This window comes from Pseudoalteromonas sp. MMG022 (assembly GCF_021654245.1).
Taxonomy (GTDB): domain Bacteria; phylum Pseudomonadota; class Gammaproteobacteria; order Enterobacterales; family Alteromonadaceae; genus Pseudoalteromonas; species Pseudoalteromonas amylolytica.
The window spans coordinates 131,547-157,556 of sequence record NZ_JAKFZQ010000009.1; the positions used below are offsets into that span (position 1 = coordinate 131,547).

Annotated in this window: 22 protein-coding genes and 1 tRNA gene; 21 read left to right on the top strand and 2 right to left on the bottom strand. The window is 43.5% G+C overall.

Annotated elements, in window-relative coordinates:
• Positions 1 to 200 precede the first annotated feature (200 nt).
• Together L1070_RS10575 and L1070_RS10580 are read left to right on the top strand one after the other, a co-directional pair.
• Positions 201 to 1,022, top strand: coding sequence for a MipA/OmpV family protein (locus tag L1070_RS10575; protein ID WP_070984020.1), 822 nt, complete (start codon positions 201 to 203; stop codon positions 1,020 to 1,022).
• On the top strand, positions 1,012 to 1,416 hold the full coding sequence (locus tag L1070_RS10580) for a DUF3019 domain-containing protein (RefSeq protein WP_237125519.1): 405 nt from the start codon (positions 1,012 to 1,014) through the stop codon (positions 1,414 to 1,416). Before L1070_RS10575 ends, L1070_RS10580 begins: the two co-directional genes overlap by 11 nt.
• A 23-nt stretch (positions 1,417 to 1,439) precedes the next feature.
• On the opposite strand, the gene L1070_RS10585 is transcribed toward L1070_RS10580, so the two are convergent.
• Both L1070_RS10585 and L1070_RS10590 read right to left on the bottom strand, forming a co-directional pair.
• Entirely contained in the window at positions 1,440 to 1,946 is a 507-nt protein-coding gene (locus L1070_RS10585) for a hypothetical protein (RefSeq protein WP_237125520.1), read from the bottom strand.
• A gap of 56 nt (positions 1,947 to 2,002) precedes the next feature.
• On the bottom strand, positions 2,003 to 2,482 hold the full coding sequence (locus tag L1070_RS10590) for a globin (RefSeq protein WP_070984023.1): 480 nt from the start codon (positions 2,480 to 2,482) through the stop codon (positions 2,003 to 2,005).
• A 404-nt stretch (positions 2,483 to 2,886) separates the two neighbouring features.
• Between L1070_RS10590 and L1070_RS10595 the strand changes: the two genes are divergently transcribed.
• From L1070_RS10595 to L1070_RS10685, 19 genes are all read left to right on the top strand, one after another.
• Positions 2,887 to 2,963: transfer RNA gene (locus L1070_RS10595), tRNA-Met, on the top strand.
• 261 nt (positions 2,964 to 3,224) lie between these two features.
• Positions 3,225 to 3,680 carry a ribosome maturation factor RimP gene (rimP, locus tag L1070_RS10600; protein ID WP_237125521.1) on the top strand — a complete coding sequence of 152 codons (456 nt, stop codon included), beginning with the start codon at positions 3,225 to 3,227 and terminating at the stop codon, positions 3,678 to 3,680.
• Positions 3,681 to 3,720: 40 nt separating this feature from the next.
• On the top strand, positions 3,721 to 5,223 hold the full coding sequence (gene nusA, locus L1070_RS10605) for a transcription termination factor NusA (RefSeq protein WP_237125522.1): 1,503 nt from the start codon (positions 3,721 to 3,723) through the stop codon (positions 5,221 to 5,223).
• Positions 5,224 to 5,249: 26 nt separating this feature from the next.
• Positions 5,250 to 7,898, top strand: coding sequence for a translation initiation factor IF-2 (gene infB, locus L1070_RS10610; protein WP_070984027.1), 2,649 nt, complete (start codon positions 5,250 to 5,252; stop codon positions 7,896 to 7,898).
• A 111-nt stretch (positions 7,899 to 8,009) separates the two neighbouring features.
• On the top strand, positions 8,010 to 8,432 hold the full coding sequence (gene rbfA / locus L1070_RS10615; RefSeq protein ID WP_070984028.1) for a 30S ribosome-binding factor RbfA: 423 nt from the start codon (positions 8,010 to 8,012) through the stop codon (positions 8,430 to 8,432).
• Entirely contained in the window at positions 8,432 to 9,367 is a 936-nt protein-coding gene (gene truB / locus L1070_RS10620; RefSeq protein WP_237125523.1) for a tRNA pseudouridine(55) synthase TruB, read from the top strand. Before rbfA ends, truB begins: the two co-directional genes overlap by 1 nt.
• Before the next feature lie 108 nt (positions 9,368 to 9,475).
• Positions 9,476 to 9,745 carry a 30S ribosomal protein S15 gene (rpsO, locus tag L1070_RS10625; RefSeq protein ID WP_010385052.1) on the top strand — a complete coding sequence of 90 codons (270 nt, stop codon included), beginning with the start codon at positions 9,476 to 9,478 and terminating at the stop codon, positions 9,743 to 9,745.
• A gap of 229 nt (positions 9,746 to 9,974) precedes the next feature.
• Positions 9,975 to 12,113, top strand: a complete 2,139-nt coding sequence (gene pnp, locus L1070_RS10630; protein WP_237125524.1) for a polyribonucleotide nucleotidyltransferase — start codon at positions 9,975 to 9,977, stop codon at positions 12,111 to 12,113.
• Between the two features lie 105 nt (positions 12,114 to 12,218).
• Positions 12,219 to 13,097, top strand: coding sequence for a lipoprotein NlpI (gene nlpI, locus L1070_RS10635; protein WP_237125525.1), 879 nt, complete (start codon positions 12,219 to 12,221; stop codon positions 13,095 to 13,097).
• Positions 13,084 to 14,220, top strand: a complete 1,137-nt coding sequence (locus tag L1070_RS10640) for a hypothetical protein (protein ID WP_237125526.1) — start codon at positions 13,084 to 13,086, stop codon at positions 14,218 to 14,220. The genes nlpI and L1070_RS10640 overlap by 14 nt, the downstream gene beginning before the upstream one ends.
• A gap of 279 nt (positions 14,221 to 14,499) precedes the next feature.
• On the top strand, positions 14,500 to 17,292 hold the full coding sequence (locus L1070_RS10645; RefSeq protein ID WP_237125527.1) for a monovalent cation/H+ antiporter subunit A: 2,793 nt from the start codon (positions 14,500 to 14,502) through the stop codon (positions 17,290 to 17,292).
• The gene (locus L1070_RS10650) at positions 17,292 to 17,642 is read left to right on the top strand and encodes a Na+/H+ antiporter subunit C (protein WP_070984035.1); all 351 of its coding nucleotides are present in this window, start codon (positions 17,292 to 17,294) and stop codon (positions 17,640 to 17,642) included. The genes L1070_RS10645 and L1070_RS10650 overlap by 1 nt, the downstream gene beginning before the upstream one ends.
• Positions 17,639 to 19,159: a monovalent cation/H+ antiporter subunit D gene (locus L1070_RS10655; RefSeq protein WP_237125528.1), complete on the top strand. Its 1,521-nt coding sequence runs from the start codon at positions 17,639 to 17,641 to the stop codon at positions 19,157 to 19,159. The genes L1070_RS10650 and L1070_RS10655 overlap by 4 nt, the downstream gene beginning before the upstream one ends.
• A complete protein-coding gene (locus L1070_RS10660) occupies positions 19,159 to 19,695 on the top strand; it encodes a Na+/H+ antiporter subunit E (protein ID WP_070984037.1) in 537 nt (178 codons plus the stop codon). The genes L1070_RS10655 and L1070_RS10660 overlap by 1 nt, the downstream gene beginning before the upstream one ends.
• A complete protein-coding gene (locus L1070_RS10665) occupies positions 19,689 to 19,958 on the top strand; it encodes a K+/H+ antiporter subunit F (protein ID WP_070984038.1) in 270 nt (89 codons plus the stop codon). The genes L1070_RS10660 and L1070_RS10665 overlap by 7 nt, the downstream gene beginning before the upstream one ends.
• A gap of 8 nt (positions 19,959 to 19,966) precedes the next feature.
• Positions 19,967 to 20,299 carry a Na+/H+ antiporter subunit G gene (locus L1070_RS10670; RefSeq protein WP_237125529.1) on the top strand — a complete coding sequence of 111 codons (333 nt, stop codon included), beginning with the start codon at positions 19,967 to 19,969 and terminating at the stop codon, positions 20,297 to 20,299.
• A 274-nt stretch (positions 20,300 to 20,573) separates the two neighbouring features.
• Positions 20,574 to 22,676, top strand: a complete 2,103-nt coding sequence (locus L1070_RS10675; RefSeq protein WP_237125530.1) for a methyl-accepting chemotaxis protein — start codon at positions 20,574 to 20,576, stop codon at positions 22,674 to 22,676.
• Between the two features lie 160 nt (positions 22,677 to 22,836).
• Positions 22,837 to 24,759: a DNA topoisomerase III gene (locus L1070_RS10680; protein WP_237125531.1), complete on the top strand. Its 1,923-nt coding sequence runs from the start codon at positions 22,837 to 22,839 to the stop codon at positions 24,757 to 24,759.
• A gap of 64 nt (positions 24,760 to 24,823) precedes the next feature.
• Positions 24,824 to 25,681 (top strand): tetratricopeptide repeat protein, encoded by an 858-nt coding sequence (locus tag L1070_RS10685; protein ID WP_237125532.1) that lies wholly within the window; start codon positions 24,824 to 24,826, stop codon positions 25,679 to 25,681.
• Positions 25,682 to 26,010: the final 329 nt, after the last annotated feature.

Consider the following 26,010-nt stretch of genomic DNA (forward strand, 5'->3'; position numbering starts at 1 on the left):
TCCTTAGGTAAAGTAATAACTCTAGTTTGAAGTGCGATATTTGACATCTCAATTGTTACTTTTTGATTTCATTTTGGTTAATTTTTGGCTTTTTGTAGTTTGTATAAGATGAAAACTGTGATTGTTGATAACGGTTAGGTCGGGTATCATTAGGCAACAATTTCGGCACAAACTATATAAATAAAAAAGCATGCCCAAATATGATTAACAATATAAAAATATTACTGCTTCTATTGTTTTGCGCGCCTATGGCGAGTAATGCACAGCAAGAGTATGAACAAAGTGATGAGCTATATTGGCAGCTCAGCTTAGGCGCGTTCTGGGTTGATTTAACATTACCAAAGCTTAAAGGTGCTAAATCAACATTTAATGGTCTAAGTATTCTTGCAGATGCCCGGGTGGAGTATAAAAACTTTTATCTTCGCGTTGACTCAGGCGATTTCTTCGGTGGCGCAGACATTGGTTATCAATTATGGACCAATGGTCATGAAGGCATCGATATTATCTATGGTAATTACCGTTTGAGTTTTTCTCAAAGCGGCTACGTTGATGATGATCCTCCCGTCCGTGAACTTCGAGGTATCAAAGAACGTCATCAAGATCAATCTTTTGGTCTTGCCTATTATCGCACTGTTGGCGCATATAGTGCCGTGGTTGAAGTCGTGTATGACGCCTTTGGTGGCAGTAATGGCTGGGTAATTCATGGTGAGGCCACACGCAATTTTGAGTTACGCAACTGGGATGTATGGTTCAACTTTGGTGCAAACTACTATTCCGGTAATTTTATCGACTATTTCTACGGGGTTGATATTGATGAACAATCAATTCACTTACCCGCTTTTCAGGTGAATGGAGCTTCATCGGTGTTTACACAAGTTCAGGCAAATTATCCAATTGCAGTTGATTGGGTGTTTAGTGCTGGGGCATCAATACTTGTTGGTTCTTCAAACGTGACAAAAAGTCCTTTGGTTGAGTCTCGTCATGCAAGTGCTGTCTTTGCCGGAGTGAAATATGTATTTTAGACTCATTTCAGCTAAGTATTTGCTAGGAGCAATTTTAGGAGTCATCGCATTTGACAGCTATGGTGCAGAGCATGCGCCGAGCGAAATTTTACATGCGACTCCGAACAAGTGCGTTGCACTTAACCAAGGAAGAACCTGCTATGCGGATGTGAAGTTTAAGGTGAATACCCCCACAACAGGGGATTATTGTATTCGCGAGGGCTACTCAAAGAAAATTTTACAGTGTTGGGCAAACACTAAATCATTTACCTATACCTTGAGTTTTGGTTCGGCGCAAAGTCTGAGCTACGAGCTAATTTCGCAAGCCCAGCGAGATATATTGGCGGTGACGACAATAGAGGTTAATTGGGTTCACAAAGTACAAACCAAAAAGCGTCGCTGGCGTTTGTTTTAAATTAAAAAGCCCCAACGGGCTTTTTAATTGCACTGCTCCACTAAGCCTCTCAAGTGCTCACCTATGTTTTGGCTCTGAGTTTGCCCATCTAGCAGTAGTTCGTGTGCTTGCTGTTGCAAATCTTGGAGTTCATACGTGCTCAATAATGTACGCAGATAACTGAGTGTATCAGCACCTTGGCGCAGTAGGTTTGGAATACTCTCAAGATTTACCTCCTGCTCAGTTAAATTCTCAATAGTGTTAATAAGGTCAGCAAGGTTAGCACTGTCTTGTAGCGCTCCTTCAACAACGATCAGGGAGCCCATAGGATCCATTTCTAATTGTTTGGCGACACAAGCTGCAACAGAGCCTTTTTCAGCGCTTGCTGAAAATGTATTTAAACCTTGTTGTCGAATACCTTCAACTGCTCGTTGCAATTCTTGATGTTGGGCCAAGTATTGTTGTTCGATAGCGACTTTTGAGTTTTCAAAAAGGTCGCAACCGCTCAGTGATAAACACCAAAGTGTGCAGATAAAAAATGGCTTTTGCATACGTACACCTTAAAAATTTATTTATTCAAGTGTACGTATGGCGAACGGGAATGTCATTAGATGGTAGACGCTTGTTGCTGTTTTTGCAGTTTAAACTCATGTAAGCAAACAACATTACTTGAGCCAAATATGGCACTTCTAATAATGTTGGCAAAAATGTGCAGCACTTTGCGCCATGCATTTCTCAGCGCCAGAGTAAATTGCGCGCCCAAGTGAAGCTGTAGCGTCGTGATCATGGCATTACACAGCACAGTAATATCTCTTTCTGAGGGGTTTAATAACATAAATCTTGGAGCATGCAATTGTATAAAGTTTGCGAGTTGCTCTTGTTGGGGCAGCAAATACAGTGCTTCTTGAATAAACTTACAGGCTCTTTGCTCGATGTTAATAATATGCTCGTTGTTGTTTGGTAACTTAAGTTGAACATCGTAACGATTCAACTGCGTACGCAGACTCACACAAAAGCAGTGAAAGTTGGGCTGAAGTGTCGCAAAGGATTGCGTTAACAGCTGGTATTGATAGGGAGAAATACTCATAATCGCCTCGTCGTCGATTAAGAGCGCATCCGTTTGCTCGAACTAAAATTACACAAGCAAAATGTTTACTTGTTACTAGATCACAGTCTGGGTAAGGTTGTCAGTCTGATTTATTAATTATAGTGCGAATACGAAAGGATGCGAGATGTTTGAAAAGATTGTACGAAAAAAGCTCCGCTTTGTAAGAAAAATCTTACAAGCTAACCGCGTGGTAAAGCACGGTATTTACTCCATCACAGCAACAATTTTTGTTTGTTATAGCACTAGGTATCGTGGGTGATGATATTTGACCATGCTCAGGCTATATTGCGATAAGTGCTGATTTATTTGAGTCTAAGGTTGCTTATTAATGGAACTGTCCTTATAATACAGCGCATATTTTGCAGTGCTTGCACTGCTGTTGGCGCGGGATGGAGCAGCCTGGTAGCTCGTCGGGCTCATAACCCGAAGGTCGTCGGTTCAAATCCGGCTCCCGCAACCAAATCTGGAATAATTTATATTCCTGTATGGTGTCGCGCATTCTCTGTAATGCGCGTTTTGCGTTTAAGCGTCTGCTTAATTTGGCTGCCGCCTTGCGCAACCAAGCAAGGCCTTTGGCCACACAGTTTTGCTTTAGGTGTGACGCCCCGCTTGGTTCGGGGCGTTGTTGTATCTGCGGCTTTGGTTGCTGACCCAAGCTTTGATCTGAAGCAGCTAAGTTATTGGGGCTAAGGCCCTTTTTTTGTTTGTATGGAGGAATTTTGTGACAAAACTCGAGCAAGAATTGACAGCAATGTTGGAGCCTGCGGTTGAAGCACTGGGGTTTGAATTATTGGGTCTTGAGTTTGTGCAAGCTGGTCGTCATTCTACGTTGCGTGTTTACATCGAACACGAAAATGGCATCACTGTAGATAATTGTGCAGATGTAAGTCGACAAGTCAGTGCGATTTTAGATGTTGAAGACCCCATTACAAACGAATATGACTTGGAGGTGTCTTCTCCAGGTGTTGATAGACCGTTATTTAAACAGGCGCATTACGAGAAGGCACAGGGTGAAGAAGTACGCGTACGTACTAAACTTCCTCAAGATGGTCGTCGTAACTTCAAAGGCGACTTAGTTGCTGTAAGTGGTGACATGATCACGATAAGAGTAGATGGCGCAGAGCATTTAATCATGCTTAGCAACATCGAACGTGCGAACATTATCGCAAAGTTATAAGTATTAAGTGCGAAGGACAAGGGCAAGCGAGGCATTACCTATGGCAAAAGAAATATTATTGGTGGCAGAAGCCGTTTCCAATGAAAAGGCAGTCCCAAAAGAAAAGATTTTTGAAGCATTAGAGTTCGCACTAGCGACTGCAACAAAGAAAAAGCATACTGGCGAAATTGAAGTGCGCGTATCGATTGACCGTAAAACTGGTGAATATGACACGTTCCGTCGTTGGATGGTTGTTGAACCTCGCGAAGACGGTTCACTTGAAAACCCTTATGCAGAAATTACTATAGAAGCGGCGCAAGTTGAAGAGCCAGACATTAAACTGGGTGATTTTGTAGAAGAACAAATTGAGTCAATTAAATTTGACCGAATCACGACGCAAATGGCGAAGCAAGTAATCGTACAGAAGGTACGTGAGGCAGAGCGTGCACTGGTTGTTGAAGCATATAAAGATCAACAAGGTGAGCTAGTAACTGGTGTTGTTAAAAAAGCGACCCGTGACGCTATCGTGATTGATTTAGGTAACAACGCAGAAGCTGTTATTTACCGTGAAGACATGTTACCACGTGAAAGCTTCCGCCCAGGTGACCGCGTACGTGGTTTGCTATATGACGTAAAACCAGAAGCGCGCGGCGCACAGTTATTCGTAACTCGCTCTAAGCCAGAAATGCTGATGGAGCTATTCCGTATCGAAGTGCCAGAGATTGGTGAAGAAATGATTGAGCTTCGTGGCGCAGCACGTGATCCAGGTTCTCGTGCAAAAATCGCGGTGAAGTCAAACGATAAGCGTATCGACCCTGTAGGTGCTTGCGTTGGTATGCGTGGCGCACGTGTTCAAGCTGTATCGTCTGAGCTAGGCGGTGAGCGTGTAGATATCGTACTTTACGATGATAATCCAGCTCAGTTTGTTATCAATGCGATGGCACCAGCTGAAGTTGCGTCTATCGTAATGGACGAAGATTCTCGCTCTATGGATATTGCTGTAGAAGCAGATAATCTTGCGCAAGCAATTGGTCGTAACGGTCAAAACATTCGTTTAGCAAGCCAGCTTACTGGTTGGGAACTAAACGTAATGACAGTAGAAGATATGGCAGCTAAAAATGCTGAAGAGTCGGATAAGTTAGTGAATCTGTTCACTGAAAACTTGGACATTGATGACGACTTTGCGGCGCTGCTAATTAACGAAGGCTTCTCAACATTAGAAGAAGTAGCTTATGTACCGGTTTCTGAGTTCCTTGAGATTGATGGCTTAGACGAAGAAACGGTTGAAGAGCTTCGCAACCGTGCAAAAGATGCGCTAACGACGAAAGCACTTAAAACAGAAGAAAGCTTGGAAGGTGCGGAGCCTGCTGAAGACTTACTAGCGCTAGAAGGTCTTGAACGTCATTTAGCATTTGTTATGGCAAGCAAAGGTGTAGTTACACTTGAAGACTTGGCGGAACAAGGCATTGATGAACTAGTAGAAATAACCGATTTATCAGAGCAAGAAGCTGGGCAGTTAATCATGGCTGCGCGTAACATTTGTTGGTTTGGTGAAGACGCATAAATTTATTAACGGAGGTAACACACACTATGGCAGAAGTGAGCATTGAGAAACTAGCCGAGACTATTGATACAACTGTTGATAAATTACTGCAGCAGTTGAATGATGCAGGGATCACCAAAGGTAAAGACGACAGCGTGACTGAGTCTGAAAAAGCGCAACTACTTGACTACCTTAGCCGTCAACACGGCGGTAAGGGTGCAGAAGGTCCGGAGCGCATGACATTGCAACGTAAAAGCAAAAGCACATTGAGTGTGAAAGGTTCTACGGGTAAAGAAAAATCAGTGTCAGTTGAAGTGCGCAAAAAACGTACGTATGTTAAAAAGAGCGCAATTGATCAGCAAAAAGAGCAAGAGCGTTTAGCGGCGGAAGAAGCTGCTCGTCAAGAAGCTGAGCTTAAAGCACAGCAAGAGGCTGAATTAAGAGCCAAAGAAGAAGCTGAGCGTAAGGCGAAAGAGGAAGCCGAGCGTAAAGCCAAAGAGGAAGCAAAGCGCAAAGCAGACGCTGAGCGTAAAGCTAACGAATCGCAAGACAAAAAAGTGGATAGTGCGCAAGCTGAAAAAGATCGCCTTGAAGCTGAGCGTCTGCAAAAAGAAGCAGAAGAGGCAGCATTGAGAAAAGCTGAAGAAGAAGCGAAGCGCCAAGCTGAAGAGGCGCGTAGACTAGCTGAAGAAAATGAAGCTCGTTGGAAGAAAGAAGAAGAGGAACGTCGTCTTCGTGAAGAAACGGCCGACCATCATTTAACGACCTCAACTTACGCGCGTGAAGCGGAAGATGAATCGGACGCACGTGAAGAGAAAAGTGCGCGTCGTAAGAAAAAGAAAAAGGCTCCAGCTAAAGCTGAAGCGCCTGTGAGAGGTCGTAAAGGCAAGCTTAAAGCACCAACGTCTCTACAGCACGGTTTCCAAAAGCCAGTGGCAGATGTGAAACAAGAAGTACGTATCAGTGAGACTATCACTGTTGCGGAGCTTGCTTCACGTATGGCTGTTAAAGGTGCTGAAGTTGTTAAGACGATGATGAAAATGGGCGATATGGTTACTATTAACCAAGTTATCGACCAAGAAACCGCTCAGTTAGTTGCTGAAGAAATGGGTCACAAAGTTATTCTGGTTAAAGAAAACGAACTAGAAGAGCAAGTATTGAGTGATCGCGCAGAAGTTGACTCAATGGAAGCTCGTGCGCCGGTAGTAACGGTTATGGGTCACGTTGACCACGGTAAAACGTCAACACTTGACTACATTCGTAGCGCTAAGGTTGCCTCTGGCGAGGCCGGTGGTATTACTCAGCACATCGGTGCATATCACGTTGAAACAGAAGGCGGCATGATCACCTTCTTAGATACTCCTGGACACGCGGCATTTACATCAATGCGTGCTCGTGGTGCAAAAGCAACAGATATCGTAATCTTGGTTGTTGCGGCGGACGATGGTGTGATGCCACAGACTAAAGAAGCCGTTCAACACGCTAAAGCAGCAGGTGTACCTCTAATCGTTGCTGTGAACAAGATGGATAAAGAAGGCGCGGATCCAGACCGTGTTAAAAACGAATTAGCGCAATTAGATGTTATTCCTGAAGAGTGGGGTGGTGACACTCAATTCGTACATATCTCAGCTAAAGCTGGTACAGGTGTTGACGAGCTTCTTGAAGCGGTGTTGATGCAAGCTGAAATTCTAGAGTTGACTGCGCCAACCCAAGGTATGGCGGCTGGTGTTGTTATCGAATCTCGTCTAGACAAAGGGCGTGGTCCAGTTGCAACGGTTCTGGTTCAGTCAGGTCAGCTAAGTCAAGGTGACATCGTTCTGTGTGGTTTGGAATATGGCCGTGTTCGTGCAATGCGCGACGAAAATGGTCAAGAGATTAAAACTGCGGGTCCTTCAATCCCAGTGGAAATTCTTGGTCTGTCTGGTGTTCCAGCTGCAGGTGACGAAGCAACGGTTGTTAAAGATGAGCGTAAAGCGCGTGAAGTTGCGCTATACCGTCAAGGTAAATTCCGTGATGTTAAACTAGCGCGTCAGCAAAAAGCGAAGCTTGAAAACATGTTTAGTAACATGACAGAAGGCAACGTTTCTGAAGTTAACGTGGTACTTAAAGCAGACGTTCAAGGTTCAATCGAAGCGATTGCAGATTCACTAACTAAGCTTTCAACTGATGAAGTTAAAGTGAAGATTGTTGGCTCTGGTGTAGGTGGTATCACCGAAACTGACGCAACTCTTGCGGCAGCATCAAACGCGATTATTGTTGGCTTTAACGTACGTGCTGATGCGTCTGCACGTAAAGTGATTGAAGCTGAGAACCTAGACCTACGTTACTACAGCGTAATCTATAGCTTGATTGAAGAAGTTAAACAAGCTATGTCTGGTATGTTGGCACCTGAATTCAAACAAGAAATCATTGGTCTTGCTGAAGTTCGTGATGTGTTCAAATCACCTAAGATTGGTGCAATTGCAGGTTGTATGGTTACTGAAGGTGTGGTTAAACGTAGCGCGCCAATACGTGTACTTCGTGACAACGTAGTTATCTATGAAGGTGAGCTAGAATCACTACGCCGCTTTAAAGATGACGTGCAAGAAGTACGTAACGGTATGGAATGTGGTATCGGTGTTAAGAACTACAACGATGTTAAAGTTGGCGACCAAATCGAAGTATTCGAAACGGTTGAAGTACAACGTACATTGTAATTCAATGCCGATATAATGGTTGAAATGGGGGCAATTGCCCCCATTTTGTCTATTGTGTTTCAATAAAACTTATTTTTATTTTTCAATAAGTTAATTTTATAAGTGGTGAAAATGAGAGAATTTTCTCGCACAGACAGAGTGGCTCAGCAAATTCAAAAAGAAATTGCGGTCATTCTACAACGTGAAATTAAAGACCCCCGTTTAGGCTTTGTAACGGTATCGGCCGTGGAAGTATCGAGGGACTTATCTTACGCAAAAATCTTTATTACGGTACTCAATACCACGGATGAAGATAAAACGAAGCAAAGCGTTGCTATCTTAAATGATGCAACGGGTTATATTCGCTCAGTTTTAGGTAAGCGTATTCGCGCACGTATCATGCCAGAACTACGTTTTGTAGTAGATAACTCGCTACTAGAAGGTATGCGCATTTCTAACTTGGTTGATACAGTTATCCGTGAAGACAATGAAAAGCGTGGTCCTGAGTCTTCAGAAGAGCCTTCAGAGGATTCTTCAGGGGATGAGCAGAAGTAATGGCTAGGCGTTCAAAAGGTCGCCCAGTCGATGGCATTGTGCTGTTGCACAAATGCGAAGGGATTTCATCAAACAAAGCTTTGCAACAAGCCAAGGGTATTTACTTTGCACAAAAAGCGGGGCATACCGGTGCGTTAGATCCATTGGCTACTGGCATGTTGCCTATTTGCTTTGGTGAGGCGACCAAGTTTACTCAGTTTTTATTAGATACGGACAAAACGTATGTTGTACGTGCCAAGCTTGGTGAGCGTACAACAACTTCAGACTCAGATGGTGAAGTGGTAGAAACTCGTCCCGTAAACGTCGATAAGGCAACGATAGAAGCGGCCGTAGAGAGCTTTCTGGGGGAGTCTGATCAATACCCGTCTATGTACTCGGCGCTTAAATACCAAGGGCAACCTCTGTATAAATATGCGCGTGAGGGCATTGAGGTGCCTCGTAAATGCCGGAAAATCAACGTGTTTAGCTTAACACTTGATGAGTATGATGCAGAGCGTGAAGAAATTCAGATGACCGCACATGTCTCAAAAGGTACTTACATTCGCACGATTGTCGATGATTTAGGTGAACAACTTGGCTGTGGAGCTCACGTAATTATGTTACACCGCTCAAAGGTGGGCCACTATCCGAGTGAGAAAATGGTCACGATTGAGCAGTTAGAAGAAAAGCTCAATCAAGCTAAATCTGAGGGCTTAGAACCATCAACATACATTGACCAGTTGCTGTTACCGATGGACAGTGCCTTAGTTGATTTACCAACGGTAGAGATTTCAGCACAGCAGGGTATTGCCTTTAGCCACGGTCAGGTTGTGGTGTGTGGGAGCGTGCCGGACGGGGTTGTTAAGGTACTCGCAAATGGCCAATTTATTGGTATCGGGGAGCGTAATGCTGATGGTCACCTCAAAGCAAAAAGGGCGCTTGCCACCCATCAATAAGTTTTGCTAGTTTCTGGTGCGGATTGCTGATACAATGCGCGCCGCTTACTCGCTTTGGCTGAATTAGTGATCGGCTAAAGCACAATTTAAATTTATTTTGGAGTTATTATGTCACTAAGCAACCAAGAAAAAGCAGAAATCGTAGCAAAATTCGCACGTGCAGAAGGCGACACAGGTTCACCTGAAGTACAAGTTGCACTTCTTACTGCTGACATCAACAAGTTACAAGGTCACTTTGCTAACCACAAGCATGATTTCCACTCACGTCGTGGTCTTCTTCGCAAAGTTAGCCAACGTCGTAACTTACTAGACTACCTAAAAGGTAAGAGCGTTGAACGTTACTCTGCACTAATCAAAGAGCTTGGCCTACGTCGCTAATCACTTGATTATTTGTTGGCTTTTTGGTCAACATCAAAAAAGGGGCTGAATAGCCCCTTTTTTTGTGGCCGTTGTCCAAGTATACTAGGTTACTTCGGCATAGGGTCGAAATTGCGCCGACATCGTTTGCCAATTGTAGTGCTTAAACAGATTCAATGAGCGAGGAGTCTGGTTAAGACTGTAATTGGTAGTTGTTGGCGTTTATATTTGTTTTATTAAGGAAATATTTGTGCAAGCAATTATTAAAGAATTTCAACTAGGTCAACACACTGTGACTCTAGAAACTGGTGCTATCGCTCGTCAAGCTGACGGCGCAGTACTTGCAAGCATTGGCGATACTTCAGTACTTGTAACTGTGGTAGGTAAGCGTGACGCAGTACCTGGTCAAGACTTTTTCCCACTCACTGTTAACTATCAAGAGCGTATGTACGCTGCGGGTCGTATCCCAGGTGGTTTCTTAAAGCGCGAAGGTCGTCCAAACGATGGCGAAACGCTAATCGCACGTCTAATTGACCGTCCAATTCGCCCTCTATTCCCAGACGGTTTCGTAAACGAAGTACAAGTGATTGCAACGGTTGTTTCGGTTAACCCAGAAATTCAACCAGATATGGTTGCTATGATTGGTACATCAGCAGCGCTAGCTATTTCTGGTATCCCATTCAATGGTCCTATCGGTGCTGCTCGTGTTGGTTATATCGATGGCCAGTATGTACTGAACCCAACACTGAAAGAGCTAGAAGAAAGTAAACTAGACCTAGTTGTAGCTGGTACTGAAAACGCGGTACTTATGGTTGAGTCTGAAGCTGACGTACTTTCTGAAGAAGAAATGCTAGGTGCGGTTGTATACGGTCACGAGCAATCTCAGGCGATCATTAAAGCGGTTGAAGAGTTCAAAGCACAAGCGGGTAAGCCGGCTTGGGAGTGGGCTGCGCCAGAGAAAAACGTTTCACTTTCAGATAAAATTGCTGGACTTGCGTCAGAAAAAGTAGGCGAGGCTTACCGCATCACTGACAAAGTCGCGCGTAAAGAAGCGCTTTCAGTTGCTAAAGAAGCAGTTATTGAAGCACTAACAGCAGAACTTGCTGAAGGCGAAGAGCTTGACACGCAAGAAGTAGGTAAGCTGTTTGGTTCTTTAGAGAAGAAAATCGTACGTGGACGTATCATTGCTGGTGAGAAGCGTATTGACGGTCGTGAACCAGACATGGTTCGTGCGCTAGACGTAATGACTGGCGTATTACCACGTACTCACGGTTCAGCTATCTTTACTCGTGGTGAAACACAAGCGTTAGTTACTGCTACTTTAGGTACTGAGCGTGACTCACAGATGATCGATGACCTAACAGGTACACACAAACATCACTTCATGCTGAACTATAACTTCCCTCCTTACTGTGTCGGTGAGACGGGCTTTATCGGTTCACCAAAGCGTCGTGAAATTGGCCACGGTAACCTTGCTAAGCGTGGTGTTCAAGCAGTGCTTCCTACTTTGGAAGAATTCCCGTACTCAATTCGTGTGGTATCTGAAATCACAGAGTCAAACGGTTCATCTTCAATGGCTTCTGTATGTGGTACGTCACTAGCACTTATGAATGCAGGTGTACCAATTAAAGCATCTGTTGCGGGTATCGCGATGGGTCTTGTGAAAGAAGACGAAAACTTTGTTGTTCTTTCTGACATCTTAGGTGATGAAGATCACTTAGGCGATATGGACTTTAAAGTTGCCGGTAGCAGCGAAGGTGTTACTGCACTACAGATGGATATCAAGATTGAAGGTATCAACAAAGAGATCATGCAAATTGCACTTAAGCAAGCAAAAGCAGCTCGTTTGCATATCTTATCTGTAATGGATGAAGCGATTGCAGCACCTTCAGCTGAACTTTCTGAGTTTGCTCCTCGTATCTACACGATGAATATTCCACCGAAGAAGATTGCTGAAGTAATCGGTAAAGGTGGTGCAACGATTCGTCAGTTAACTGAAGAGACAGGCACAACGATTGAAATTGAAGACGATGGCACAATCAAGATTGCTGCAACTGACGGTATGAGTGCAAAAGATGCGATTTCACGCATTGAAGCGCTAACAGCTGAGCTTGAAGTAGGCACTATCTACAATGGTAAAGTAGTACGTATTGTTGACTTTGGTGCGTTTGTAAATGTACTGCCAGGTAAAGATGGCTTAGTACACATTTCACAAATTAGTGCTGAGCGCGTTAACAACGTTGCAGACCATTTATCGGTTGGCCAAGAAGTCAAAGTTAAAGTACTAGAAGTGGACCGTCAGGGCCGCGTACGTCTTAGCATTAAAGAAGCACAAGAAACAGCACCGCAACAGCCTTCTGAGCAAGCGCCAGAAGCACCTGCAGAGTAATTTTGTGTAAATAAAACAAGATAGTAGTGAAAGGGGGCTGTATGCCCCCTTTTTTTATGTTTTAATGGCCGCTACATAAGCTCCAAGAGCGACTAGAGGAAGGACATGAAGTTAGCATCCAAATTTTTTTTACCCTTACTAGTTATTGGGTTACTCGGCTGTCAATCTAGTCCCGAGAAAAGTGCACAGCATGTGATTAATGTACCGTTAAGTGTGCCACTGGCATCCAATTTTAGTAACGAGCTTGCGATTGCACGTTATTCGGAATTTTTACTTGCCAGTGATCTTCAACAAGAGCAACGGGCTCAGCTTTTTTACAATCGTGGCATGCTTTATGACAGTCTAGGGCTGACAACGTTAGCGCGCATAGACTTTAACCGAGCTGTGAAAATGAAGCCTGATTTAGCTGAGGTCTATAACTTTCTTGGCATTCACCACACTTTGTTGCAAGAGTACGCCCAAGCGTACGATATGTTTGATACCTTACTTGAGTTAGACGAGTCCCATGAATATGGCTACCTTAACCGTGGCATTGCGCTGTATTATGGCGATCGCCCTGCACTGGCAAGTCAGGACTTTTCTACGTTTTTAGCACGAGACCCAGTCGATGCTTATCGAATGATGTGGCTGTATTTAGCTCAACAGAAGGTGGAGCCGCTCAAAGCAATAGAGCAGCTTCGCGCTAATAGTAGTACACTAGATTCACAAAAATGGTCAAGCCAATTGGTCCAGCTCTACTTGGGTGAGCTAAGCGAGGGGCAGTTTTTACAACAATTAGGTGAAGGTATATCCAATCAGCAGGAGTACGCTGAGCGCCTGTGTGAGGCTTATTTCTACCTAGGTAAACTTTATCAGTCACGTGGTAAAACAGCCGTTGCTGTGGACTTTTTCAAGCTAGCGCTTGCGACCAACGTTTATGAGTTTGTTGAGCACAAATATGCTCGCCTAGAATTGGATCTCCTTGCCGGAAATGCAGCAGGTTAGCAAATTCATTTTGTTAGGCTTTGTGGTACTAGTATTGTCGCAAAGCCATCATCACCCACAGCTGTTAGACTCACAGACTCGCAATCATTATTTGGCAGCATATCCACAGAGTTATTTCTTTACACAACATCGCGTCAAACTAGAGGTGCTACCTGATTTGGCGATTCAGTCAATGTTAGTGTTAGGTGAGCCAGGTGTACTATTTGAGTGGTCGATTAGACTCGCAAAGCGCATGCGTTATCATGCTAGTAGCTTGTATTGGAAAAAGCATTATGCAGATGTTTCAAAAGCTCAGCAGCAGCGCTTACAGCAAGTATTTACGCGGCGTAAAGCGTTTGAGGAACTAAATAGACTGAGCGAAGTTATGGAGTTAACTGAGCAAGCAAGTACATTGCTTGCCAGTGAACGAGGTGTATTGCCTCAGCAGCTCTCACGCTCAGCAATGGCTGAATATGGACTAGCGGCACTTGTTTCGCGTTGGCAATTTGCGCCAGCATGCCTCAATCGAGTGCTGATGATAAGTGATCATTACTCCGGGGTCATCAAACTTGACGAAATACGTGCACAATATATACAGCAGCCAGAGCCTATGCCAGATAGTTATTGTTTGTCAGAGGTATTTTATGTCGGCGATCTTATGTCCTGCGCGGAATTATCTAGCGGATTTGCCCAGTGTGACATCGCACAGTTCTTGGCTAATTATCGAAAACAGCTCGACAATGTAGACTATCTAGTTGTCATGACCAGAGCAGGCAAGGCCAATGTATTGAAAGGGGTGATGACGCTTACGACAGCACATGACTATCAGGTTTTTTTACATGAGTTGATGCATTTTAGTGGTTTTGAGGACGAATATGCGATTGCTCCTAGCAAGGCACAGTGGTTGTGCAAGCAAAGTGGCCAGCTTGCTCCAAATTTGATTGTGACTAACGATAAGCCTCCGAAAAACTGGCATGCCAGTGAAACATGCCAAAATGGATCCGCTTTTCAAGCGTACAAACCAAGTAAAAGTTGGAGCATAATGCAGTTTCAGGAATTACCGTTATCTGATAGCTATCGTACTTTGTGGCAAAATGCCGTTAACTCAAAACGTTATCGATTAGAGACACTTTCAAGTTGGTAGTCTAAAGTTACTGACATTCAGTGAATACTACCAATCAGTACCTTTCAAGATACAGGTGAAACACAGATATGAATTTAATCTGAATTGTTTGTTAAAGTTGTCTAAAATATCATCAGCTAGGATGTGGAACTATAGACAACTCAAACACTAATAAAGTATAACTGAGGAAGTTTTGTGTGCTCAAAGCGTGTCATTTAGAATTATTAAAATCATGCTAAGTTGGACACGCACTCAGTGTGGGTCGTGCATTTACGACACTGAAACAAAAAGGTTTAATCTATGACTTTGCTTTGGATACCCTTGCTATCCTTTATCGGCAGTATTCTTTCATCATTTTCGGGTAAGTTGTCACGCAACCAGACTACTGCGTTGACACTTGTTACACCGTTTATAGCGCTTGCTTTGGCGATACATATTTCACCTGCGATATTTGCAGGAGAAGTAATACGTGAAAGCACCGCTTGGATCCCTTTATTAGGGCTTGAAGTAGCCTTTAGGCTTGACGGGCTTGCTCTGTTGTTTGTATTTATGATTCTAGGCATAGGTATTCTTGTCATTTTTTATGCTCGTTATTACCTAAGCGAAAAAGACTCAATGCCGAAGCTATTCTCCTATCTCATGCTGTTTATGACTGCGATGCTAGGCATTGTTATGTCTAACAACGTGTTACAGTTGTGGATTTTCTGGGAACTGACGAGCATAAGCTCATTTTTATTGATCAGCTACTGGGGCCATAAATCAGAAGCGCGCAAGGGCGCAAGAATGGCGTTAGCGGTAACCGGTGGCGGTGGCTTAGCCCTGTTGGCTGGTCTATTGATCCTAGGCCATATCGTCGGCAGTTATAACCTCGACGTGATTTTGCAAAGTAAAGCGTTGATCCAAGCACATGGTTTGTACGAGGTGACACTCATTTTGGTATTATTGGGCGCATTTACTAAGTCAGCACAGTTTCCGTTCCACTTCTGGCTGCCTCATGCCATGGCTGCACCTACGCCTGTGAGTGCTTACTTACACTCTGCAACAATGGTAAAAGCGGGGATCTTTTTGCTGGCACGTTTTTACCCCGCGCTTGCAGGAACTGACTTGTGGTTTGTTATGGTAGGCTTGACTGGGCTAACCACCTTATTGTTTGCGGCCTATGTAGCACTGTTTAAACATGATTTGAAAGGCTTGCTTGCCTACTCAACAATTAGTCACTTGGGCTTGATCACCTTGCTACTTGGTTTAGATACCGAATTGGCAACCGTGGCGGCGGTTTTTCATATTATTAATCACGCGACGTTCAAAGCCTCCTTGTTTATGGCAACAGGTATCATAGACCATGAAACGGGTACTCGTGATATGCGTAAGCTGAACGGTATGTGGCGCTTTATGCCTTATACTGCCACATTGGCAATGGTAGCGGCTGCCGCGATGGCAGGTGTGCCTTTGCTCAACGGTTTCTTATCTAAGGAAATGTTCTTTGCTGAAACCTTATATCAGCAATTGCTCGGCTCTATGTCGTGGCTTATTCCTGTTTTAGCAACAGTAGCAGGCGCCTTTTCTGTGGCGTACTCAGCGCGATTCATTCATGACGTGTTTTTCAATGGTGACCCAATTGACTTGCCAAAAGAGCCGCATGAGCCACCGCGTTATATGAGGGTTCCAATTGAAATATTAGTGGCACTTTGTTTGGTTGTGGGGATGTTCCCGAACCTTGTGATTGATGGCATTCTCAATACTGCATCTTCAGCGGTACTCGGTGGTGATGCTCCTGAATATCATGTTGCTTTGTGGCACGGCTTCAATCTGCCTTTACTGATGAGCGGTATTGCAGTGTGTGGTGGTTTGCTCATTTATACTCAGCGCCGTTACTTATTTCAATTCCAAGCATCTTTGCCACCTTTGAATGCGAAAAGAGTATTTGATAACAGCGTGTACAACATAGTGAAGTGGAGTCAGCATAAGATCACAGCCATTGAAAATGGGTCGTTGCAACGCTACCTGATGTTAATGTTTGTGGTGGTATTGATAAGTGCTGGTTGGCCGTTATTCGAAATGGCACAACTCGTGGGAGGTAAAAGGCCCACAGAGGTTGATATGCATAACGGAATCGGTGCTGCATTATTGATGATAGGCGCAATTGGTACGGTGATTTGGCATCACGTACGCATGGTATCGCTACTGATGGTTTCTGTGGTTGGTTTGATGGTGTCAGTGGCTTTTACCCGCTTCTCAGCACCAGATTTAGCATTAACTCAGCTTACAGTCGAAGTGGTGACGATCATCCTGTTAATGCTTGCCTTGTTCTTCTTACCACAAAGAACGCCTAAAGAATCAAGTTCAATTAGAGTGTTGCGCGATATTGGCATATCTTCGGCAATCGGTGTTGTGATAGGCAGTATTTGTTATGCCATGATCACCAGACCGCTTGATTCTATTTCAGAGTTTTTCATTGCCAATGCCAAAACTGGCGGTGGTGGTACCAACGTTGTTAACGTTATTCTTGTTGATTTCAGGGGCTTTGATACCTTAGGTGAGATCACAGTATTGGGCATTGCCGCACTGGGTATCTACAAATTGCTCATCAATCTACCGTTGTTTATGCCTGCTAGTGACAGTGAAGGGCGTCCTTGGGCTAAAGAGCGTTATCCACTGCTATTGGCGAGTATCTCACAAAGCTTATTACCGTTGGCGTTACTGGTCTCATTCTATATTTTTTTGCGAGGACACAATCTACCAGGAGGGGGCTTTATAGCGGGTCTAATAACAGCGATTGCGTTTATTTTGCAGTATATAGCGCATGGCTCAAACTGGATTGCAGAACGTTTAACCATAAACTATAGAAAAATCATCGCATCGGGTATAGCCATCGCCTTGCTGACAGGGGTTGGCAGTTGGTTGTTTGGTCGTCCTTTCTTAACCTCGTGGTTTGACTATTTTGATATCCCAGTGATTGGGAAAATCGAACTGGCAAGTGCTTTGGCGTTTGATTTAGGTGTGTATATAACCGTTGTCGGTGCAACTTTAATGATTTTAGCGAGTTTGGGTAAAGTTACCGCGGATGCGCCAAAAGAAGAGGTAAACTTTTAATGGAATTGTTATATGCGTCTTGTGTAGGACTATTGGTAACTTGTGGCGTGTTTTTAATCTTACGCGCCCGTACATTTCCTGTTGTACTTGGGTTAACTATGTTGTCATACGCCGTAAATCTATTTTTGTTCTCTTCGGGTCGTTTGGCCCTTAATAAAGCAGCTGTATTGGGCCATGCCGAAGCATATGCAGACCCATTGCCGCAAGCTTTGGTGTTAACAGCAATCGTTATTGGTTTTGCTATGACCGCCTTTGTGGTGATCTTAGCTATTCGTGGCCGAGCTGATTTAGGAAACGACCATGTAAATGGGCAGGAAACCTCTAAAAATAAAACTAAGGGTAAAGCATGATCCAGCATTTGACTTCTTTGCCAATTTTATTGCCCATGCTGGCAGGTGTTATTCTTTTGATGCCGCCTTGTGGGAAGAATTTAAAAATCAGGCGTGTCGCGTCAGTAATTTTTGCATTGGCGACTTTATTCGCGTCAGTTGCGTTGCTTTGCCAAGTAAAAAACCATGGCACACAAGTGTATGCAATTGGTGATTGGTCTGCGCCATTTGGAATTGTGATGGTAGCAGATCCACTGTCTGTACTACTAACGACTCTGACGGCAGTACTCGGTGTTGCCTGCTCGTTATATGCGTGTGCGGGTGACGATGAGAAAGGCGCATTTTTTCATCCATTGCTACATTTTTTGATTCTGGGCGTGAACGGTGCGTTTTTAACGGGCGATATGTTCAACTTGTTCGTGTTCTTTGAAGTGTTACTTATCGCTTCCTACGCGCTGTTGATGCATGGTGGTGATAAGCACAACACACGTGCAGCATTGCAATATGTGATCTTGAATTTAGTAGGTTCGGCCGTATTCCTCATTGCACTGGGTACTCTGTATGGCGTGCTCGGTACGTTGAATATGGCGGATATGGCGCACAAAGTTACCACCTTGCAAGGTGATGATATCTATCTGGCTAAAATTGGTGGCTTATTACTGCTAGTTGTATTCGCACTTAAAGGAGCCTTATTACCTTTGCATCTGTGGCTGCCCAATACCTACGCAACGGCGTTGCCAGTTGTGGCTGCGCTATTTGCAATTATGACTAAAGTGGGTGTTTACTCCATGATGCGAGTCTACACGCTTGTGTTTGGCAAAAATGCAGGTGAGCTGAGCCTGATGGCACAAGGTTGGTTGTGGTGGTTAGCAATTGCGACCATCATTGTAGGCGCGATTGGTGTTTTAGCTAGCCAAGACTTGCGTAAACTAACGGCTAATCTAGTAATCGTTTCAGTGGGTACCTTGGTGGCTTTAGTTGCCGTTCAGAGTGTGCAAGCAAGTGCTGCGGCGATTTACTATTTAGTTCATTCAACACTGGTTAGTGCGGCTTTGTTTTTAATTGCAGACCTCATTGCACGCCAGCGTGGTAAAGTCTCAGATAGAATAACGGCAGGGCGTGCCGTCGCGCAGCCATTGTTACTGGGAGGCGGGTTTATCTTAGCTGCGATTACTGTGATTGGTATGCCACCTTTATCGGGGTTTGTAGCAAAAATCTGGCTACTTAGAGCCACTTTTGAAACCGAGTATGTAATGGTGTTTTGGCCCGTTTATTTACTGGCCAGTCTTGCCGTATTGATGGCGGTTTCTAAAGCTGGTAGCACTTTGTTTTGGCACAATACAACAGCCAAACCAGCTGACGCTGCTGAGCAAAACTTGGTTCACCCGGCCCAATGTTGTGCTTTGCTTATACTGGTTATGGCGTCACCTATGATGATTATCTTTGCAGGTCCACTCAGTGATTATGCTTTATTCACAGCCACTGAATTACACAATTTTGCTGGTAATGTAAGCCTTGTTTTAGAAGGAGGGCAATAATGCGCTTAGAGGCACGTTTTGCATGGTTACCAACGCCATTTCGCAGTTTAATGCTGTTTTGTGTGTGGTTGCTTCTTAACAATAGTTTATCTGCAGGCCATATAATACTGGGCTTACTTCTGGCTATCGTGATCCCATTGGCCACTCAGCCGTTTCGGACTAAACAACCATTAATTTTAAAGCCTGGCCTTGCTATCAGACACTTATTTTTGGTGCTGTACGATATCATTACCGCCAATGTACAGGTTGCATTATTGATCTTGGGCCCAACAAAGCGACTTAAGCCAGGGTTTGTGAAAGTACCGTTGGATTTATCACATAGTATGCCAATTACTATCTTGGCAAGCACGGTATCTCTTACACCTGGCACGGTCAGCGCCGAGGTTTATCCTTGGCGAGAATCTTTACCTGATGGTGACAAACCTGAAAAGCGTTATTTGCTTATCCACGTGCTTAATTTAGAGGATGAAAAAGCCCTGATACAAACTATTAAGCAGCGTTATGAAGCACCGCTTAAGGAGATTTTTGAATGTTAGAGACAGTGATCTTGATTGTTTTTGCAATGATAGGCTTGTCGTTGTTGTTGAATTTATGGCGTTTAGTGGTAGGGCCTTCAGTGCCAGATAGAATCTTGGCGCTAGATACAATGTATATCAATAGCATTGCTTTAATTATTTTGTACGGTATGAGTATGGGCACAGGTTTGTATTTTGAAGCCGCTCTGCTAATCGCAATGCTAGGTTTTGTAAGTACGGTAGCTGTATGTAAATACTTACTCCGTGGCGACATAATCGAATAGGGGGTGTTATGTCTGAGTGGATAATTTCAATACTGTTATTGATTGGCGGCTTTTTTGTTTTGGTAGGCTCTATCGGTCTTGTGAAAATGCCGGACTTCTTTATGCGTTTGCACGGTCCAACAAAGGCGACAACTTTGGGCATGGCCAGTTTACTCACAGCGGCAATGATATATTTTAGCCAGCTACAAGATGGGATCAGTGCAAAGGAAGTTTTAATTTCAATCTTCTTGCTACTCACCGCACCAATTAGTGGTTATATGCTCATCAAGTCCGCTATTCACCACAAATTAAAAAGCATCGAACGCACCTCAGGTAAAAGTAACATTGAGGATGATGTTTGATTACCAAACATTTTAGGTTCTTATAAAGGCATGATGATTATCATGCCTTTTTTAATGCGACTAAAAAGTGTAACGGTTGCACTATGAGTGTGTTTATGATGTTCTTGTATTATAGAGATAAGTTTATCATTTGTAGGTTTTTATATAGAGTGGTAAGTCGTCGCTTTCATAGTGCAGGGCTGTCGATATATAAACTTTTAAAGTAGATGCCCTAGCTACTCAATCTATGATGTTTGCTAGAAGAACAGTAAAGGTTTTGCTCATAAGGAAGTTCATGAAATACGCCTCAATAAAAAGTAAATTATTAGTGTTTGTTGCTGCTTTGGTTACCGCTTTGGTGATGATACTGACACTATATATGTGGTCGCATTTAGGCACACAGAATGAAAAACAAAGCACACAGGTACAGAAGGTACTTTATGAAGAAGCACAGAAAACGCTAACAGCGCAAGGTCGCTACTATGCTCAGAAAGTTTCAGCTTTTATTAATGAGGCATATCGCGTTCCTCTAACTTTTTCAGGAATACTCAACAACACAGCACAAACTCAGCCATTATCTAGAGATATTGTACAAAAAGCAGTAGCAGGCGCCCTAACAGAAAATCAATTTGTCTCGTCAATGTACGCGCAGTTTGAGGCCAATGGCTATGACAACAAAGATGGGCAGTTTATGGGAGGTGCCAGCCATTCTGTTGCAGGAGATGGTACGCTCGAAATTTACTTTACCCGTGATGGTCAAACTATTACACAACAAACAGTAGCCGCAGCAGCCGACAAATATCTTGATGCGAGAAACGAGTTTGGTTTGAGAGAGGCTGAGTGGTACTTATGCGCACGTGATAAAAATGCGCCATGTATCATGGAGCCGTATCTATATGGTGATATGTTGATGACATCACTGACGGTGCCTATACAGGCTCACGGTCAGTTTGTTGGCTTAGTGGGTGTAGATGTGAACCTGCCAGTATTCCAGCAGCAAGTAGAAGAGCTCTCTAACAGTCTTTATCAAGGTGCTGCTAAAGTTACTCTATTGAGTGAACTTGGCTTAGTTGTTGGTTCTAGCCATTATGATAAGCTTGCCAGGCCTTTGAGAGAATCAATTACAGCACCTTATGCTGACAGCCTTGTGAAGTTACACAAAAGCAAAGGATTGTTGGATATGGGAGAGGACATTGCGCTAGCGTTGCCAATCCATATTGAATTGTCTAACACCACTTGGTCTTTACTCATTGAAGTGCCAAAGTCGGTTGTGTTGGCTCAGGCAAAACAATTGGCAGACGAATTAGATGCGTCATCGAGTGCATTGAGCCAAACAATGCTGTTGGTGGGGGCGTTGGTCGCAGTTGTGGGAATTACGGTTGCTATGGTCCTTATCAATAATATCATTAAGCCTTTGACTCATATTCAGCAACGCATAGAAAATTTAGCGAGTAGCGAAGGTGATTTAACTCATGAGTTAGAAGTTAGCTCCCACGCAGAACTAAAAGCCCTTGCCATGGGGTTTAATCAGTTCACTGATAAACTTAGAAAAATGATCGACGACTTAAAGCAGCTCGCGGAACAATCATATCAGCAATCTTTCAAAACCAATGAAGTCGCCATTAATATCAAGAACAAGGTTGCCAATCAGCACAATGAAATTGATAGTGTGGTTGCTGCAATTAATGAACTGAGCGCAACCGCTTCTGAAGTAGCGAGATCTTCAGAGCAGGCAGCTCAAAGTGCCAATGATGCATCGGAGCAAGTGCAAAAAAGTGAAGCAAGCATTGTGCAAACAACCAAAACCGTGCAAAACATGGCATCACAAGTACTAGATGCAAAACATGCTATTAATAAAGTGGTAGAGAGAAGCACAGATATATCGCAAATTCTGGATGTGATCCGAGCCATTGCCGAACAGACTAACTTACTGGCGCTCAACGCAGCCATTGAAGCCGCCCGTGCAGGAGAGCAGGGGCGTGGCTTTGCCGTTGTGGCAGATGAAGTGCGAGCCCTTGCTTCTAAAACCCATGACTCAACTAATGATATTAATGAGCTGATTAATAACCTGAACCATGAGGTTAAGCAATCTGAGGAGATTATCGAAAACTCGGTATCCCAAGGCGAGCAAGCGGTTGTCTATTGCAAAGAATCAGCACAAGCTATGAGTACAATGGTGTCTATGTTGGCGAATATTTCTAACGAAGTCACACAGATTGCCACTGCGGCGGAAGAGCAAAGTGTGGTAACAGAAGAAATAAATAGCAACACTACAGGAATTGCTGATGCGGCAATGGAATTATCACAGCTTGCTGATCAAGTAGAACTGGCTGCAAACGCAATGACACAACTTGTCGAACAAAAACATATTCAATTAAACCTACTGAAAACTAAATAATGCAAATCATGATATATGGCTGACTTAATCTAAATACTTAGCTATGGGCATACCACGCTTAACTTAATGATTGCCCTTAGTGATTATTCACACACTGGCTTATTGAAGTAGGATGACTTAGAATGACTGTTAATTTATACAGTGTTGAGTTGCTTTTTCGATGAAACTTTACATAGCTGAAAAGCCATCTCTTGGCAGAGCGATTGCTGATGCTTTGCCAAAACCGCATAAAAAACAGGATGGATTCATAGAAGCTGGTGATGGCAGTGTGGTGTCTTGGTGCATCGGTCATTTGCTAGAACAAGCAGAGCCTGAAGACTATGATCCCAAATTTAAAAAGTGGCAGTATCAAGACTTACCGATAGTGCCCGAGCAATGGCAGTTTAAAGCCAAGGCCAAGACAAAAAAACAGCTAAGTGTATTAAAAAAGTTGATTAAGTCAGCGGATGTTATTGTTCATGCGGGTGATCCCGACAGAGAAGGGCAATTGCTAGTTGATGAAGTTTTACAGTTTGTTGGTCTAACAACACAGCAAAAGCAGCAAACGCGACGTTTACTTGTGAGTGATTTAAACATTCAGGCGGTAAAAAGGGCTTTATCTGCAATGCAGTCGAATCAGGCTTTTGTTCCTTTGAGCATTTCAGCATTGGCTCGCGCGAGGGCGGACTGGCTATATGGTATGAACCTGACACGAGCATTTACGCTGACAGGCCAAAAGTCGGGTTATCGCGGCGTGCTCTCTGTGGGTCGAGTTCAGACTCCAGTATTGGGGTTGGTAGTAAGGCGGGATAGAGAAATAGACGAATTTGTGTCAAAACCTTTTTATGAAGTCTTTGCCCATTTAACAACTGACTCAAACGAAAAGCTGGTTGCCAAATGGCAGCCAAGTGAGTCTTGTGAACCTTACATGGATGATGAGAAGCGGGTATTGCTCAAAGCGCTTGCCGAAAATGTCGCTTCGCGGATAGAAAATCAGCAGGGGGAAGTGGCGAAGCTTGAGCAAAAACCAAAGAAACAAAATGTACCACTGCCATACAACTTGTCAGCACTGCAAATTGACGCCAATAAAATGTACGGAATGTCTGCTAAGCAAGTGCTCGATATATGTCAAAGTTTGTATGAAAAGCATAAGCTGATCACGTATCCACGTTCAGATAATCGTTATTTACCCAGTGAGCATTATCAACAGCGTCATAAGGTGGTTGCAGCTGTTGCAAATAATAAGGGCTGTGAACAGGACAAGATAGATGATGCTGATTTGTCGCTAAGAACAATGTGCTGGAACGACAAGAAAGTTGGTGCGCACCATGCGATTATACCGACAGAAAAGCAGGTTAAAACCGCTCAGTTAGGATATCAAGAGCAGCAAATATATAACCTCGTTAGTCGTCAATATATCACGCAGTTTTATCCACCGTATAGTTACCTTGAAACAACAGCACATATTATTGTTGCTGGTGGTCTTTTTATCGCGAAGGCCAAACAGGTCAATGTCATGGGTTTTAAGGTATTGTTTGCCAAGCAAGAGCAAGATAAGGACACACTTTCAAGTTTCTTACCGCCGTTGGTTGAAGGACAACAGCTGCATTGTCATGAGGCACAAATTCAGGAAAAGCATACCCAGCCACCACAACATTATACGGATGCTACGTTATTAAGCGCTATGACTGGTATCAGCCGTTATGTTAAGGACAAAGAAATCAAGAAGATTCTCAAAGAAACGGATGGTTTGGGGACCGAGGCGACGCGTGCTGGTATTATTGAGTTACTCTTTAAGAGAGGTTTTTTACAGCGTAGCGGCAAACAAATAAAGGCTAGCGAAGTGGGCCACTCGATGGTAAATATGCTTCCAGAGTCACTCACATTACCTGACAGAACGGCTCTGTGGGAATCTCATTTAGCTAAGATTGCCGATAAAGAGTGCACCTACCAAGCTTTTATGGATCCTCTGATGATACAACTCAATGAATTCATTGAAGCTGCCAAAGGGATTCAGGATGCAAATTTTAAGGGGCTAGCGACTCCTACCGCAAAACGCAGGTTTAAAAAGCGCGCTAAAAAAATGACGAATCCTGTTAATTGACCTTGTAATTAGAGTATTCGCCACAATATAAATCGCAAATACGTAAAAAATATAAATTGAAGATATGAGTAACCAAATCCAACTAACGCCAGATAATATTCAGCAAGTACTGGGTGAGCAAAACCAAGATAGGTTGATCTTGTTGACGTTCTTTAGCGCCCAGAATCCAGATTGTTTAGCACAAGCGTCAATATTGTCGAATTTGGCGATGAGTTATGGCGAGCATTTGATAATTGCCACAGTTGATTGCGACCAGCAACAAGCGTTAGCTTCACAGTTAGCGCAGCAAATCGGCCTGCAATCACTGCCGACTCTTGTGATGTTAAAAAATGGCGCCCCTGTTGATATGATTCATGGTGCACAAAGCGAAGATGAAATTAAAAAAGCATTGACTGAGCATTTACCGAAGCCTGAAATGTTATTACTCGATCAGGCGAAGCAAGCATTGGCTGCGGATGATTTGAACACAGCATTTAGTTTTGCCAAACAGGCTTACGATATTGATGCGGATAATACTCGAGTGAAACTTGTGTTGGCCAATATTTGTATCCAAATTCACAAGCTGGATGATGCCAAGGCGTTACTAGACTCTGTTGCTGAGCAAGAGCAAGACGCTTACTTTCAAAATTTATGTGCTAAATTGCAGCAAGCTCAGGCACAACTGGAATCCCCTGAAATAAAAATGTTGAGTGAAGCACTAGAGGCTGAGCCGCAAAACAACGACGTAAAATTAAAGCTGGCGAAGTTGCTTGGTGAGGCAGGCAGAAAGGAAGAAGCACTAGAACTGCTTTTAAGTATATTAAAGCGTGATATGACCTTTGCATCAGCCAAACAAGACTTTATGGAAATTATCGCATCGTTGCCAGATGGTGATGCATTAGCTGCAACTTATAGAAGAAAATTATACAGCTTATTATATTAATCACGCTATTGCCTTTATATGTACACTGGAAGTGAAGAGCGACTGGTGTACTTTTTTGCAAAAATTATTTGCATCTTTGCTTTTTTCTACAATACTTACTTTCCTTCTGGGTGAATTTCATACAAATCGTTGGGCTAAACATACATGGAATGTATCTTTTTGATAGGTTTTGTGTGTTTTTTATTCGAATGGCGTGTTTTTACAAGTTTCCTTAAAAAAGTACTTGCCTTGCTGCAAGAGTTCTCTATAATGCGCCTCCACTGACACGGAGCGCTACGCTGAATAAGCAAAGCAACAACGAGTCAGCGTCGAGTAAAACTTAACTTTGC

Coding starts and splice junctions, on each gene's coding strand:
- L1070_RS10575 (WP_070984020.1), top strand. CDS start 201: ATGATTAACAATATAAAAATATTACTGCTTCTATTGTTTTGCGCGCCT.
- L1070_RS10580 (WP_237125519.1), top strand. CDS start 1,012: ATGTATTTTAGACTCATTTCAGCTAAGTATTTGCTAGGAGCAATTTTA.
- L1070_RS10585 (WP_237125520.1), bottom strand. CDS start 1,946: ATGCAAAAGCCATTTTTTATCTGCACACTTTGGTGTTTATCACTGAGC.
- L1070_RS10590 (WP_070984023.1), bottom strand. CDS start 2,482: ATGAGTATTTCTCCCTATCAATACCAGCTGTTAACGCAATCCTTTGCG.
- nusA (WP_237125522.1), top strand. CDS start 3,721: ATGGCAAAAGAAATATTATTGGTGGCAGAAGCCGTTTCCAATGAAAAG.
- infB (WP_070984027.1), top strand. CDS start 5,250: ATGGCAGAAGTGAGCATTGAGAAACTAGCCGAGACTATTGATACAACT.
- rbfA (WP_070984028.1), top strand. CDS start 8,010: ATGAGAGAATTTTCTCGCACAGACAGAGTGGCTCAGCAAATTCAAAAA.
- truB (WP_237125523.1), top strand. CDS start 8,432: ATGGCTAGGCGTTCAAAAGGTCGCCCAGTCGATGGCATTGTGCTGTTG.
- rpsO (WP_010385052.1), top strand. CDS start 9,476: ATGTCACTAAGCAACCAAGAAAAAGCAGAAATCGTAGCAAAATTCGCA.
- nlpI (WP_237125525.1), top strand. CDS start 12,219: ATGAAGTTAGCATCCAAATTTTTTTTACCCTTACTAGTTATTGGGTTA.
- L1070_RS10640 (WP_237125526.1), top strand. CDS start 13,084: ATGCAGCAGGTTAGCAAATTCATTTTGTTAGGCTTTGTGGTACTAGTA.
- L1070_RS10645 (WP_237125527.1), top strand. CDS start 14,500: ATGACTTTGCTTTGGATACCCTTGCTATCCTTTATCGGCAGTATTCTT.
- L1070_RS10650 (WP_070984035.1), top strand. CDS start 17,292: ATGGAATTGTTATATGCGTCTTGTGTAGGACTATTGGTAACTTGTGGC.
- L1070_RS10655 (WP_237125528.1), top strand. CDS start 17,639: ATGATCCAGCATTTGACTTCTTTGCCAATTTTATTGCCCATGCTGGCA.
- L1070_RS10660 (WP_070984037.1), top strand. CDS start 19,159: ATGCGCTTAGAGGCACGTTTTGCATGGTTACCAACGCCATTTCGCAGT.
- L1070_RS10665 (WP_070984038.1), top strand. CDS start 19,689: ATGTTAGAGACAGTGATCTTGATTGTTTTTGCAATGATAGGCTTGTCG.
- L1070_RS10670 (WP_237125529.1), top strand. CDS start 19,967: ATGTCTGAGTGGATAATTTCAATACTGTTATTGATTGGCGGCTTTTTT.
- L1070_RS10675 (WP_237125530.1), top strand. CDS start 20,574: ATGAAATACGCCTCAATAAAAAGTAAATTATTAGTGTTTGTTGCTGCT.
- L1070_RS10680 (WP_237125531.1), top strand. CDS start 22,837: ATGAAACTTTACATAGCTGAAAAGCCATCTCTTGGCAGAGCGATTGCT.
- L1070_RS10685 (WP_237125532.1), top strand. CDS start 24,824: ATGAGTAACCAAATCCAACTAACGCCAGATAATATTCAGCAAGTACTG.